This window comes from Mycobacterium spongiae (genome assembly GCF_018278905.1).
Taxonomy (GTDB): Bacteria; Actinomycetota; Actinomycetes; order Mycobacteriales; family Mycobacteriaceae; genus Mycobacterium; species Mycobacterium spongiae.
Window position 1 is genome coordinate 1,436,371 of sequence record NZ_CP046600.1, and the last position, 13,386, is coordinate 1,449,756.

A 13,386-nucleotide genomic window follows, 5' to 3' on the forward strand; every position below is an offset into this window, starting at 1 on the left:
TAGGGAGGTTGTACGTTGGCGATTCGCACCCGATCAATACGACGTTCGTCGTATTCGTATCGCACGAAATTCTGAAACTGATACGACAAACATCGTATTGCTCACGGATATCAATAGCCTGTACAAACTCATAGCAACAAACCGGATTTGAGCAACATTCCGGTCGTGGTCCACGTGAGATATTCCCGCCACGTGTCGGGCAGACCATTACGTGGGTCGCAAACATCGGGCGAGAAGGGGTTTGGCGCGTTGAATTTTCTGTCATTGCCACCCGAGATCAACTCGGCCAGGATCTTCGGGGGTGCAGGCGCTGAACCGATGTTGGCAGCGGCGGTGGCCTGGGATGGGTTGGCCGCCGAGTTGGCTTCGGCGGCGAGTTCCTTTGGGTCGCTGACGTCTTTGCTCGCAGAGCAGGCGTGGCAGGGTCCGGCTGCGGCGGCCATGCTGGCGGCGGCCGGCCCGTACGCGGGATGGCTGAGCGCGACGGCGGCGCAGGCCGACCAGACGGCCCTTCAGGCCCGCGCGATTACCGCCGCATTTGAGGCGGTGCGGGCGGCCACCGTGGATCCGGCGATGGTCGTGGCCAACCGGGGTCAGCTGGTGTCTCTGGTGATGTCGAATCTGTTTGGCCAAAACGCCCCGGCGATCGCGGCGACCGAGGCCGCCTACGAGGCGATGTGGGCACAGGATGTCGCCGCGATGGTTGGCTATCACGCGGGGGCTTCGGGGGTCCTCTCGGCGTTGACCCCGTTTGCTCAGCCGCTGCAAAACCTGGCCGGCCTGCCGGCTCAGTTGGCTGTAGCTGCACTGCCCGCTGCCGGCCCTACTTCGGTGGGCGCCCCGGCTGCAGCCGCCGCGGCGAGCAGGATGATTGCCGTTAACCTGGGTCTGGGCAATCTCGGCCTTACCAACGTCGGCAACGGCAATGCCGGTTTTCTCAATCTTGGCAGCGGAAACCTTGGTAGTAGCAATGTCGGTTCCGGAAACTTCGGCAGCAGCAATCTCGGCTTCGGAAACTTGGGCAGCCTGAATATCGGCCCGGCAAACCGCGGTAGTTCCAACCTGGGCTTTGCGAACATCGGCAACGGTAACATCGGCTTCGCGAATGCCGGCAACAACAATATTGGTATTGGGTTGATCGGCAACAATCAGGTCGGCATCGGCGGCCTAAACTCGGGTTCTAACAATTTGGGATTATTTAACTCGGGCAACGGGAATATCGGATTCTTTAACTCCGGCACCGGAAACTTCGGTATCGGGAACTCGGGCAACTACAACACGGGCTGGTGGAACTCTGGACAGGCGAACACGGGCTTCTTTAACGTGGGCTCCTTCAACACCGGTAGCCTCAATGTGGGCGACGCCAATACAGGAAGCGTGAACACGGGTAGCTACAACACGGGCGATGCCAACCCGGGCGTCTCTAACACGGGTAGCTTCAACACCGGCGACGCCAACACCGGCTTTTTGAACTCGGGCGATATCAATACCGGCGCCTTCAACGTTGGCAACATGAATAGCGGATTCTTTCTGACGGGTAATGGCACCCAGGACAGTCTCACGTTCGGAATCGGTACGCCCGAGATGACCCTGCCCCCGATCAACCTCCCGGCGATCAGTGTCCCCGCCTTCGACCTGCCCGAGATAACGATACCTTCGATGTCTCTTCCCGCGGTGACCACGCCGGCGGATATCACCGTGGGCGGGTTTAGCTTGCCCGATATCACGATACCGTCGATGTCGCTTCCGGCGTTTAATCCCCCCGAGATCACTGTGAGCGGGTTCACCACACCCGAAATAACGACTGCCGCATTCGCAATTCCGCCGGGCGTCATAGGCTCGGCAACAGTGGGAACGTTTACAACGCCCGAAATCAATATACCGTCGATGACCATTCCCTCCATAGACCTCGCCGGCGGAAATGTGGGCGGGTTTGTCCTGCCCGAGGTAGAGGTACCCACCCTCGGCACGCCCAGAATACAACTCAACGGGTTGTCAACACCTACGATAACCATGGCTGGGTTCGAACTTCCCGGTATCATCACCCCCACGGTTATCGGCGGCGGCGCGATTCCTGGTGGCCCTCTTCAGATACTTTCTATAGTCGGTGGTCTTATGGGGGGGTCAAACTTCTTCCTTGAAGAAATATCCTTGGACACGTTCTTCATAGGAGACCCCACTGGCGCTGGCCCACCCCTTACAAATGGCTTTATTTCCGGGTTCACCTTCCCCGCTATCGAGATAGGCGCATTCGAGTTCCCCAGCATCAGTACGGTCGAACCGTTTACCATCCCAGGCATCAACATCGGCGGTTTCGATTTGCCGACTATCGCAACTCCTGAGATTAACACCCCTACTATTTCCCTTCCCAGCATCGTTGTCGGTGATCTCTTTGGCGGTGGGTTCCAGACGCCGCTAATTCTCCTCGGTCAAATTGTCGTTCCATCGATCACCATCCCCCCCTTCAATGTGGGCGGGTTCACCTTGCCGGATATCAGCATCCCTGCGACTACCACCAATCCGCTTACCATCCCGGGCATCGATGTCGGTGGGTTCACCCTGCCCCAAGTCGACATCCCGGCGATTACCACTGCTCCGCTCAGCATCGGCGGCATCGGTGTCGGCGGGTTCACCACCCCGGAGCTCGCCATCCCCAGCATCAACCTGCCCAGCACCGTCGTGGCGCGGTTGGACATCCCGCCGGGGCCAGGCTTTTTTAACTCGAGTACCACTCCATCGTCGGGCTTCTTCAACAGCGGCGCCGGGAGCAGCTCAGGCTTCGGCAACACCGGCGCCGGTCTGTCGGGCTTGTTTAACGAGGTTCCCGCCGGGCTTTCCTTCGGCTCGGGTTACCTCAACTTCGGCGCCATATCCTCAGGGTTGTCGAACCTCGGCAGCGGCATATCGGGGCTGGGCAACCTTGGCGGCCTCCCCCTCGCGGACAACAGCCTGGTGTCGGGCCTCAGCAACTTCGGTTTCAGGCTCGCGGGTTTGGTATTCCAGGGCACCACGCCATAGTGCGTGAGGCCTGCCCTGGGTTTGTGCGACCGCGGGTGGTGCTACTGGCATGCGCTGACTATTAGATCGCGGCTTTCGTATTAGCTCGGGCCGGTTACGATACCTAAATCCGGATGTGCCGCTGCTGAATCGGAGCTATCGCGGGCGTGACTGAATCGCTGCCATTGGGAACGGTGACATTTCTTGTGGGCGGTGTTGACTGTGCAATTCGCCTGTCGCACACCCATCCCGACAAGATGGCAACGGCCAGCGCCGCGCTCGCTCAGGCGGTGGACGAGCTGGTTGCGGTCCATGAGGGACAGCGGCTGACTGAACACGGAGACGGTAATAGCTTCGTGGCCGCGTTCACCCGCGCCAGTGATGCTGTGGGGTGCGCGTTGCAGCTACAGCAGATGCCGTTGACGCCGATCCGGTTGCGTATCGGGGTTCATACCGGCCAAGTGCAGCAGCGCGACGAAGCTCACGATGCGAGTCCAACGATCAGCAGAACCGCGGCCGTGCGGGATCTGGCTCACGGTGGCCAGACGCTTCTGTCGGATGCCACCCAGCAGCTCGTCGTCGATTCGCTACCGGCGGACGCCTGGCTGACCGACCTGGGCACCTGTCGGGTGCGTGATCTGGCCGAACGATTGGTGCAGCTGTGCCATCCCAGCGTGGACAACATGTTCCCGCCCTTGAGGACTGCTAAAAGTGTTGATACGCATCACGTTCCGGTGCACTTGACCAGTTTTGTGGGCCGCGGCCCACAACTGACCCAGCTGCGAAAGCTGTTGATCGACAACCGGCTGGTGACGCTGACCGGCGCCGGCGGTATCGGCAAAACTCGTCTGGGTGCTGAGCTGGCCGTGCGCGTTGCGCCGGAGCTGGGCGACGGTGCCTGGTATGTCGACCTCGCGGCGATCACCGATCCCACACTCGTTGCGGTCGCGGTGGCCCGTGCCATTGGACTTCACGATCGGCCCGGCTTGGCAACGATGGAAGCGCTGGTCCAGTACGTAGGCGAGCGCCAGATGCTGATAATGCTGGACAACTGCGAACATCTGCTGGCTGCTGTTGCGTCTTTGGCGGTTGACCTGTTGGGTGCCTGCCCCGCGTCGACGCTGCTGGCAACCAGCCGGGAGCCTCTCGGCGTGCTCGGGGAAGTCGCGTTTGTGGTGCCCTCCTTGTCGCTGGCCGATGAGGCCGTGGAGTTGTTCGCCGATCGGGCTCGTCGGGTTCGGCAGGATTTCGCGGTGACCGCGGAGAACGAGGCCGCCGTGGCTGAGATCTGCCGGCGGCTTGACGGCATGCCGCTGGCCATCGAGCTGGCGGCAGCGCGGGTGCGGGCGTTGTCGCTGGAGGAGATCGTCACCAGCCTCGATGACCGGTTTCGTCTTCTGACCGGTGGTTTGCGTACCGTGGTGGCCCGCCAGCAGACGTTGCGCGCCTCGGTCGATTGGTCGCATGCGTTGCTGACCGAGGACGAACGCGTCGTGTTGCGTCGGCTCTCGGTGTTCGTGGGTGGGTTCGATCTAGACGCGGCCCGCGCTGTGGCCGGCAGCAGCCCGATCGAGAGCCATCAAATCCGCGACCAGCTCGCGCTGCTCGTCGACAAGTCTCTGGTCGTAGCCGAACACACCGCTGGCCTCACACGCTATCGCCTCTTAGAGACGGTGCGTCACTACGCGTTGGAGAAACTGGGAGAATCCGGCGAAGCCGACGAACTCGCTAACCGTCACAGCGACTACTACACGTCACTGGCGAGTTCCCTGATCGACCCTGCAGCAAGTGACTTCCTGCAACGCCTCGAGTCCGCATACGACGAGATGGACAATTTTCAAAGCGCATTCGGGCGCAGCCTCGAAAGCGGAGCCATTGGCCGGGCGTTGGAGCTTGCGTCTTCGCTCGAGCTGCTCTGGGGATCGCACGACGCGATCCAGGAAGGTCTCGCCTGGCTTGAGACCGGGCTCGCCAAAATCGATGCGCCCAACGTGGCACCCGAAGTCCGTGTGCAAGCAATCGCCAGCCGGGCGGCGCTTCTGGCCTGGGTCGGCGTCGCGGCAGGCGATGAGGAAACCGAAGAAGCCCTGACCATCGCCCGAACCCTCGATGACAGGGAATTATTGGTGCGCGCGCTGATGACCCGTGGCTGCGCCTTTCTTTATGACGCCGAGGCCGCCGAACCCTATTTCGACGAGGCGGTCAACACTGTCCGAGAAATGGGCGATTCGTGGCTGCTGAGCCAGGTTCTGGCCCGGCAGACCATGCCGGCGGTAATCGCCGGTGATTTCGCCGGGATAGTTGCGACTGCGGCGAAGGCGCTCGAGGCTGCCGAGGCCACAGGTGACCGATTCACCGCCCGTCATTGCCGCTTGCTTGAGGGATTGGCGACATTCATGCAAGGCGATCTGGTGCTGGCGGCGGCGCAGCTCGGTGACGTGATCGAGGAAGCGGCCGCGGAGCATGACGCGATGTTTCGGGTCTATGCCTTGGTCATCGATGGCATCGTACGGGTGTTCCAAGGCGACGTGGTTGGTGCCCGATCCCGTGCCGACGCAGCCCTCGAAGGCTGCGCCGAACTTCCTGGGTTTCACACGGGCAAGGCATACATCTGTATTGCGCTTGCGTGCCTCGCCGCTGGTGATGCGGTCGCGGCCTGGCGGGCCAGCGAAGAAGCTCGCCAGCGCGCCGGCCTAGAACCACTGACGGTTGGATTTCACGGGTGGGCGGCCTTGGGGCCGCTGGGTTGTGGCGACCTTGCCGCGGCCCGTCGCTGGGCCGACGACGTGATCTCGGCGACGAAGGGCTCGTTTCGAGGTGCGGCGCTGTCGACCCGTTCGCGGGTCGCGATCGCCCAGCGTGATTTCAAACAAGCCGAACACGACGCCTACGATGCGCTTACGCTTGCCGCCAATATCCGCAGCTCGCTCATCGTTGCGGACACTTTCGAATGTCTCGCCGATCTCGGGTACGAGGCAGGTAACCACCGCGACGCGGCGAGGTTGTGCGGCGCGGCCGACACCGCTCGGCGGGGCATCGGCGCCGTGCGTTTCAAGGTCTTCGACGAAGGCTATGAGGCGACGGTGCGAGGCCTGCGCGAGGCCTTAGGAAACAACGACTTTGACAGCGCTTGGGCTGAGGGCGCGGCGTTGTCGACCGCGGAAGCCATCGCCTACGCCCGCCGCGGTCGCGGCGAACGCAAACGTTCGGCCACGGGTTGGGCGTCGCTGACTCTGACCGAGGTCCAGATCGTGCGGCTCGTGGGTGAAGGGCTGGCCAACAAAGACATCGCCACGCGGCTATTCGTTTCATACCGGACTGTCCAGACCCACCTCACCCACATCTACGCCAAGCTCGGGCTGACCTCGCGCCTGCAGCTCGCTCAAGAGGCAGCGCGCCACATCTAATCGTCGGTGCCAGCTAGATCGCGCGGCTTGCAGCTAGTTGATGCGATCGGTGACAGTTTGAAGGACGTTGTTGGCGATCTGGTCGGTCCGTTCCAGACCAACCACGCCGACGGATATCAACACCGAAGATTTCTCGCGGTACAGGTGGCTCCAGTCGGCAGCACTGAGCTTCAAGGTGGAGTCGTCCGGCCTTTCCAGGGTGAAGTCGTAGTCGGGGTCACGCAGAGCAGCGCACGCTCGTAGTGACGACTCCAGCCGATCGAGCACTTGACGCGCGGTATCCGAATTCGCGTACATGGCGACGGCCTGGCTGACTTCGGCGACCATCGAGACCCCCTCACCCGGCGCAAGGGCATCGGTCGCCGCGATATACCCAACCCGCCGAAACGCCGTCCAGCGGCTGCCGAAAGTGAGATCGCTATTGCTTGCCGCGCGGCAGGGACCCGGAGCGTTCGGGTCTCCCCGCGACGGTTTGCGTGTATCCGCGTGCGCGTCCGGAGTGAGGTCTTCGAAACTGGCTATCCGCCGCGCATCTTCGACGCTGACGATCAACGAGTCGACGTCAGGTGCCGCCGTGGTGGTCGGCATGGTCGTTGTGTGGTGATGCGAGCATGCGGCGATCGCCAGCACAACGCAGCAGCCAAGTAGGCTCTGGCGGCCAGCCCTGGCAACGTTGGTGGCGTTCACCCTGGGCGCCCTATAGGCCATTTCGCCCGAGACCTCTCGTTCTTGCTGCTGGAGTCGTTTGGCCTCATCGTCGCTAAGCCGTTTTCCGCGTACTCTTGTCCGCTGTCGATGTGGGCGCGATGTCGTTGGTGGGATCGCCGGGGCGTGGACCCCGCAGTCCTATCTTACGGCGGCCAGACTCTTTGCTGCGCATCAACTATGCGAGCCAGCGCTTGCCGCTACCCAGTCCACAGGGCGTAAGACCGAACTGGCTAGCCCGCGGCCTCGGCAAGCTTCGCTTGCACTTCACCCGCGCTCGGGTTGGTCATTGTCGACCCGTCGGCAAACCGCACTGTGGGGACCGTCCTATTGCCATGGTTGACGGACGCGACGAACTCCGCGGCTGCTGCGTTTAGTTCTATGTCGACCTCGTCGTACGAGATTCTGTTGGCCTCGAGTGCTGTCTTGAGGCGGAAACAGTAGCCGCACCATTCCGTGGTGTAGATGGTGACTGCAGCGCTCGTCATAAGTCGCTAACCTAACCCGGCGACGATGCGGACCGCGAAGTGGGCTGGGGAGGAGCCGGGCCGGCGGCCGAAATCCCGGCGACCCCGGAATTCCGAGCGGATTTCGAGCGTGTCGCGCGGCGGGTCGGGGACCCGCGGAACCCGATCTACCGGGTTTGTCGGCGACCGCTGCCAAGATGGACGCCATGCTGATGGTCGCAGATCCGTGGACTGCCGGGCTGGACGACGAGCAGCGCGAAGCGGTGCTGGCTCCTCGCGGACCTGTTTGTGTGCTTGCGGGCGCCGGAACAGGCAAAACCCGCACCATTACGCACCGCATCGCCCAGCTCGTCGCGAGCGGTCATGTCGCCGCCGGGCAAATACTCGCGGTGACCTTCACCCAGCGTGCGGCGGGGGAGATGCGCACCAGGTTGCGGGCGCTCGACACCGCAGCGGGGGCCGGCTCTGGCGTCGGCGCCGTGCAGGCGCTGACCTTTCACGCCGCCGCGCACCGCCAACTGCGTTACTTCTGGCCGCGGGTGATCGCAGACACCGGGTGGCAGTTGCTAGACAGCAAGTTCGCGATCGTCGCCCGCGCGGCCGGCCGCGCCAGGCTCAATGCCAGTACGGACGACATCCGCGACCTCGCCGGCGAGATCGAGTGGGCCAAAGCATCGCTGATCGGCCCGGAGGAGTATGCGAACGCCGTCGCGGCGGCGCGGCGCGATATCCCGCTGGATGCTGCGCAGATCGCCGCCGCTTACACGGAGTATGAGGCCCTCAAAGTCCAGGCCGAAGGTGTCACCCTGCTCGACTTCGACGACCTACTGCTGCACACCGCGGCCGCGATTGAAAACGACGCCGGTGTGGCCGAGGAATTTCGGGACCGCTACCGCTGTTTCGTCGTTGACGAGTACCAAGACGTCACCCCTCTGCAGCAGCGAGTGCTTTCGGCCTGGCTGGGTGAGCGAGACGACGTTACTGTCGTCGGCGACGCCAATCAGACCATTTACTCGTTCACCGGGGCCTCGCCTCGCTTCCTGCTTGACTTCTCGCGGCGTTTCCCGGACGCCACGGTGGTGCGCCTCGAGCGTGACTACCGGTCCACGCCGCAGGTGGTCTCGCTCGCCAATCAAGTGATCGCGGGCGCCCGGGGCCGGGTTGCGGGCAGCAAGTTGCAGCTGTCCGGCCAGCGTGAAGCAGGTCCGGTCCCCTCCTTTAGCGAGTATCCCGATGAACCTGCCGAGGCCGCCGCCGTAGCGGAGTCGATCGCGCGGCTCATCGAATCTGGCACCCCAGCGTCCGAGATAGCCATCCTCTACCGGGTCAATGCGCAGTCCGAGGTCTACGAAGAGGCGTTGACCGAGGCGGGCATCGCCTATCAAGTCCGTGGTGGCGAGGGATTTTTCAATCGTCAGGAGATCAAGCAGGCGTTGCTCGCCTTACAGCGTGCCGCCGAACGGGTCGCTGTGGGTGGTATCGAGGGGTCGCTGTCGGATGTGGTTCGCGAGGTCCTGGAACCGCTCGGGCTGACGACCGAGCCTCCTGTCGGCACCCGTGCCCGGGAGCGGTGGGAGGCCCTTACTGCGCTGGCTGAATTGGTCGACGACGAGGTCGCGCAGCGTCCGCAGCTGCAGTTTTCTGAGTTGTTGGCTGAGCTTCGGATGCGCGCCGACGCGCGGCACCCACCGGTGGTTCAAGGCGTCACGCTGGCTTCACTGCACGCGGCGAAGGGACTCGAGTGGGATGCAGTGTTCCTGGTAGGGCTGGTCGATGGCACCCTGCCTATCTCGCACGCCGTGGCGCACGGCCCGGAGAGCGAGCGTGTCGAAGAAGAGCGTCGCTTGCTCTATGTTGGGATCACGAGAGCCCGAGTGCATTTGGCACTCAGCTGGGCACTATCGCGTGCCGCGGGCGGGCGCCAGAGCCGCAAGCCGTCGCGGTTCCTCAACGGCATCGCGCCGCAGACACGGCAAGATCCAGCACCGACCAAATCGCGGCGCAACCGCGCAGCCGCGACCCGGTGCCGGATCTGCAACAACGAGCTGGCCACGCCTTCAGCCGTCATGCTGCGTCGTTGTGACACCTGTGCCGCCGACGTCGACGAAGAATTGTTGTTGCAACTCAAATCTTGGCGTCTCGCCACCGCCAAGGAGCAAAATGTGCCCGCATATGTCGTCTTCAGCGACAACACACTGATCGCGATCGCCGAGTTGCTGCCGGTCGACGACGCGGCGCTGATCGCCATCCCGGGCATCGGTGCACGCAAGCTCGAGCAGTACGGACCGGACGTCTTGGACTTGGTTCGCGGCCGTGCCTAACCGACGCGCCGGCACAAGCAAATGCGCAGGTCAAAAATCGGTTGTGATTCGCCACGGCTCCGTTTACCCTCGAAATCGCTGGCACGGAGGGCTGGCATTCGCGCGCGACATGAGAGGAGGGCGGCCACGATGATCACCACCAACGCGATCGGTGGGGGCGTGGCTGCCGCGATGCCGACCGCAGGAATCGCTCATAGCGCCCGCACCGCCGCACCCACGGCGGCGGGCAAGCACCGCGTTGCCGCCGCGACCACCGAGTCCGTGAAGATCGGGACCCCGCCCTAGGGCTCCCTAACCAGCCCGGTTTCACCGGATGGCCACGGACCCGCAATCGCCAGGATCCGTGGCCATAGTTTTTGGGGCAGCACTTCCCCACCTGGTCCGGATCGCTCCGAAGAACAGCCCCCAGGACCAGGAAGCAGGTTTATCAGGACATGTCGGCACCGACAGTCTCGAGACGGACCCCCAGCCAGCCCACCGGACAGACCCCTAAACAGACACTGCCGGCGGTGCCGTGTCGCGTCGGCGATCCCGACCTGTGGTTCGCTGATACCCCGGCCGATCTCGAGCGGGCCAAGACGCTCTGCGCGAGCTGCCCGGTGCGGCGTCAGTGCCTGGCCGCGGCGCTGGAACGCGCCGAACCGTGGGGCGTGTGGGGCGGCGAGATCTTCGAACGCGGCTCGATTGTCAGTCGCAAGCGTCCGCGCGGGCGTCCGCGCAAAGACGTTGTTGCCGCCTGAGCCGCTGGTGCACTCGCCGGGTATTTACACGACAGCGTTATCGGGCTCGGCGAAGCCGGGAACCAGCTCTTCTGTGAGCGCTTTGACCGGCACATGAGCATCCAGTTGGCAGAGGATCGCACTTACCGACGCGATCACTCGCATCGGGATGGCGAGCTTGGCCGGCAGGTCCATTTGCCGTGCCGTCTTGATCTGCTCAACCGAGCGGTCCATCTGCCTCACGGTCATTTTCTGCAGCCACTTGCGCGTGTAGTGGAACACCTCGACCCGGATCGGCTCGACGTGCTGGCGCAACATCTCGTCGATCTCACGCACGGATACCTGGTGGCCCGGCTGGATTAGCCCGGCTTTCTCCATCGTCGGCAGCAGCAGGTCGTAGTTGGTGTCCCGGGCCAAACGAATGGTCATACCGAGCTCGATCGGGTAGCCCCCGGGCAACGGCGCAACGGCGCCGAAATCGATGACGCCCATTCGTCCGTCGGGCAGCAGCATGAAGTTCCCGGGATGGGCGTCGCCGTGCAGCATCTCCAACCGGCGCGGAGCATCGAAGGTGAGTTCGAGTAGCAGCGTGCCCATCAGGTCGCGCTGCTCGACGGTTCCATCGCGGATAATCTCGGCCATCGGCACGCCGTCGATCCACTCCTGGATCACCACCTTTGGTGCGCTCGCCACGATGTGGGGCACCGCGAAGCGTGGGTGGCCGGCGTAGGCCTTGGCGAATGCGCGCTGGTTGTCGGCCTCGAGCCGGTAGTCGAGTTCCATCTCGGTGCGTTCAACCAGCTCATCGACGACGCCCTGGACGTCGGCGCCGGGGGAGAGCTGTTTGAGCACCCCAACCAATCGCTGCATGGTCTTGAGGTCGGCCCGTAAGGCCTCGTCGGCACCCGGGTATTGGATCTTGACCGCCACTTCGCGGCCGTCGGACCAGAGCGCTTTATGCACCTGGCCAATGCTGGCCGACGCCACGGGGGTGTCGTCGAAAGAACGGAACCGTTCTCGCCACTTGGTGCCCAGCTGTCCGTCGAGTACCCGATGTACTTTGGCGGCAGGCAGCGGTGGCGCGTCCTTTTGCAGCTTGGTCAGCGCTTCTCGGTAGGGCTCGCCGAACTGCTCGGGAATGGCGGCCTCCATGACAGACAGCGCTTGGCCAACCTTCATCGCCCCGCCCTTGAGCTCGCCCAGGACGGCAAAAAGCTGATTGGCTGCCTTCTCCATCAGCTCGGTGGTGACTTCGTCCTTCGACTTGCCGGTCAGTCGTTTCCCGAAGCCGAGGGCCGCCCGGCCAGCCATGCCGACGGGCAGGCTGGCCAGCTTGGCGTTGCGCGCTGCGCGGCCACGTTTGATCTCTGACACACACCCATCATCCATCACGGCCAGCCGGTCGGGGTGTCGATCGCGCAACAACTGTCCCAACGGTAAAAAATTCCGCCGTGCCGGGAGCCGCTAGACCAGGTATGAGCAGCACAAACACCAAGTAATTAGGTTGTCGAAGGGTTGTCGAAGGGGGGTGTCGAAGGGCTGTTGAGCCGCGATCGCCGGGACCGCAGCCGGCACCTGGTATGTGTCGATGGCCACACCATCGAGGTTCGCTGTCGCCTATGTAGGCTGAGACCGCACACGTGTGACTCATCGAACCGACGTCCGGAAAGTGAACCGCGACAAGCCATGTCAGCAAAACAAGCGCAGCACGACGTTGCCGATGCCCTGTTCAGGGCCATCATTGAAACGCTGGAGAAGCACCGCAAAGAACGCACCCTGACCGAGGGGGTGCTTGAAGACCTGGCCAGAGCCTATGCATCAATCTCCACGAACGTCCCGGAGCAGGGACGACTGGGCTAGCACGCCTGCCGCAGGATTCTGGTGACAGGCGCCGTCAGCACGAGCACAACGGATGTCGGGTCCAGTGACGTGCCACGATGGATCCGGCATTGAGATCGAACTCCAACGTGGCATCGAGTGCCGACGGCGGGTCGGTCGCACCGTGGCACCCACGCACCGCGGCGATCACCCGGTTTACTTGGCTGAGCGCGAGCGCGGCGGTTGCCAGCAAGGTGGCCCGATCGGCTATTCCGACGGTGTCCCGCAATTGGGCAGCGATGGCCGGCCAGGCGGCGTCGCGGTCCCTGCGATGCAGGTCCGCGCAGTCCAGACAGCTGGTCACGCCGGGGATCACCAACGGCCCGACGAGGCCGGTGCCATCGCGAACTCGAACCAGAAGGTGCGGGACACCTTCGCTGCGCAGCGCGCGCACCATGCGCGGATCGGCCACTAGGTAGTCCGACAGCACCACCAGATCTACGGCTGCAGGAGTCACGGCCGCGTGCGGTTGGCTGCTGTGTCCAACCCGAGCCCCGGAGCACCGCAGCGCCTGCAGCAGCAAGTCGGACAGTGGCCCGCGACCATGGACGCGAATCGATGCCGCGCGGCCGTGGGCGGCCCGGTCGCCAGGGTCGTCGTGCGTGGTCGCTACGCCGGCGCGAACCAGCTGCGCGACGAGGTTCGCCAGGTCATTGCCGTCGACCAGCCCATGGTTGACGGCTTGGCGGCGCAGCTCGGCCATCGATGTCGGGGACCTCATGGATTCCAACAGCGCGGCCAGATCCGCCGCGGTGAGGTCCGACGGCGGTCTGACCAACACCGCTCGTCGCGGATCCCAGCCCACCTGCACGGCGCCGTCTGGTCGCAACAGCACCGGCATCGCTGGATCCAGCGAATATGAGGAGGACGGCACTGCCCTGGGCATGACCAA

Annotated in this window: 10 protein-coding genes; 6 read left to right on the forward strand and 4 right to left on the reverse strand. The window is 63.7% G+C overall.

Annotated elements, in window-relative coordinates; genetic code table 11:
* The first annotated feature begins 249 nt into the window (after positions 1-249).
* Entirely contained in the window at positions 250-3,018 is a 2,769-nt protein-coding gene (locus F6B93_RS05840) for a PPE family protein (protein ID WP_211698251.1), read from the forward strand.
* Between the two features lie 173 nt (positions 3,019-3,191).
* Positions 3,192-6,404, forward strand: a complete 3,213-nt coding sequence (locus F6B93_RS05845) for a LuxR C-terminal-related transcriptional regulator (RefSeq protein WP_246541015.1) — start codon at positions 3,192-3,194, stop codon at positions 6,402-6,404.
* A 33-nt stretch (positions 6,405-6,437) separates the two neighbouring features.
* Here the strand turns inward: F6B93_RS05845 and F6B93_RS05850 are convergent, their stop codons facing one another.
* Together F6B93_RS05850 and mrx1 are read right to left on the reverse strand one after the other, a co-directional pair.
* The gene (locus tag F6B93_RS05850; RefSeq protein WP_246541016.1) at positions 6,438-6,992 is read right to left on the reverse strand and encodes a sensor domain-containing protein; all 555 of its coding nucleotides are present in this window, start codon (positions 6,990-6,992) and stop codon (positions 6,438-6,440) included.
* A 350-nt stretch (positions 6,993-7,342) separates the two neighbouring features.
* Complete coding sequence (gene mrx1, locus F6B93_RS05855; RefSeq protein ID WP_211698254.1) at positions 7,343-7,597, reverse strand: mycoredoxin Mrx1; 255 nt, start codon at positions 7,595-7,597, stop codon at positions 7,343-7,345.
* Positions 7,598-7,782: 185 nt separating this feature from the next.
* Between mrx1 and F6B93_RS05860 the strand changes: the two genes are divergently transcribed.
* The 3 genes from F6B93_RS05860 (at position 7,783) to F6B93_RS05870 (ending at position 10,637) form a co-directional block, all read left to right on the forward strand.
* Complete coding sequence (locus tag F6B93_RS05860) at positions 7,783-9,897, forward strand: ATP-dependent DNA helicase UvrD2 (RefSeq protein ID WP_211698255.1); 2,115 nt, start codon at positions 7,783-7,785, stop codon at positions 9,895-9,897.
* A 129-nt stretch (positions 9,898-10,026) separates the two neighbouring features.
* Positions 10,027-10,182: a hypothetical protein gene (locus F6B93_RS05865; RefSeq protein WP_211698256.1), complete on the forward strand. Its 156-nt coding sequence runs from the start codon at positions 10,027-10,029 to the stop codon at positions 10,180-10,182.
* Positions 10,183-10,331: 149 nt separating this feature from the next.
* Positions 10,332-10,637: a WhiB family transcriptional regulator gene (locus F6B93_RS05870; protein ID WP_211698257.1), complete on the forward strand. Its 306-nt coding sequence runs from the start codon at positions 10,332-10,334 to the stop codon at positions 10,635-10,637.
* A 24-nt stretch (positions 10,638-10,661) separates the two neighbouring features.
* On the opposite strand, the gene F6B93_RS05875 is transcribed toward F6B93_RS05870, so the two are convergent.
* Entirely contained in the window at positions 10,662-12,005 is a 1,344-nt protein-coding gene (locus F6B93_RS05875; RefSeq protein WP_211699297.1) for a macrolide-binding ATPase MABP-1, read from the reverse strand.
* A gap of 297 nt (positions 12,006-12,302) precedes the next feature.
* On the opposite strand from F6B93_RS05875, the gene F6B93_RS05880 reads away from it, so the two are divergent.
* Entirely contained in the window at positions 12,303-12,476 is a 174-nt protein-coding gene (locus F6B93_RS05880; RefSeq protein WP_211698258.1) for a hypothetical protein, read from the forward strand.
* 34 nt (positions 12,477-12,510) lie between these two features.
* Here the strand turns inward: F6B93_RS05880 and F6B93_RS05885 are convergent, their stop codons facing one another.
* Positions 12,511-13,380, reverse strand: coding sequence for a TOMM precursor leader peptide-binding protein (locus F6B93_RS05885; protein WP_211698259.1), 870 nt, complete (start codon positions 13,378-13,380; stop codon positions 12,511-12,513).
* Between the last annotated feature and the right edge of the window lie 6 nt (positions 13,381-13,386).

Coding starts and splice junctions, on each gene's coding strand:
- F6B93_RS05865 (WP_211698256.1), top strand. CDS start 10,027: ATGATCACCACCAACGCGATCGGTGGGGGCGTGGCTGCCGCGATGCCG.
- F6B93_RS05870 (WP_211698257.1), top strand. CDS start 10,332: ATGTCGGCACCGACAGTCTCGAGACGGACCCCCAGCCAGCCCACCGGA.
- mrx1 (WP_211698254.1), bottom strand. CDS start 7,597: ATGACGAGCGCTGCAGTCACCATCTACACCACGGAATGGTGCGGCTAC.
- F6B93_RS05875 (WP_211699297.1), bottom strand. CDS start 12,005: ATGGATGATGGGTGTGTGTCAGAGATCAAACGTGGCCGCGCAGCGCGC.
- F6B93_RS05850 (WP_246541016.1), bottom strand. CDS start 6,992: ATGCCGACCACCACGGCGGCACCTGACGTCGACTCGTTGATCGTCAGC.
- F6B93_RS05860 (WP_211698255.1), top strand. CDS start 7,783: ATGCTGATGGTCGCAGATCCGTGGACTGCCGGGCTGGACGACGAGCAG.
- F6B93_RS05885 (WP_211698259.1), bottom strand. CDS start 13,380: ATGCCCAGGGCAGTGCCGTCCTCCTCATATTCGCTGGATCCAGCGATG.
- F6B93_RS05880 (WP_211698258.1), top strand. CDS start 12,303: ATGTCAGCAAAACAAGCGCAGCACGACGTTGCCGATGCCCTGTTCAGG.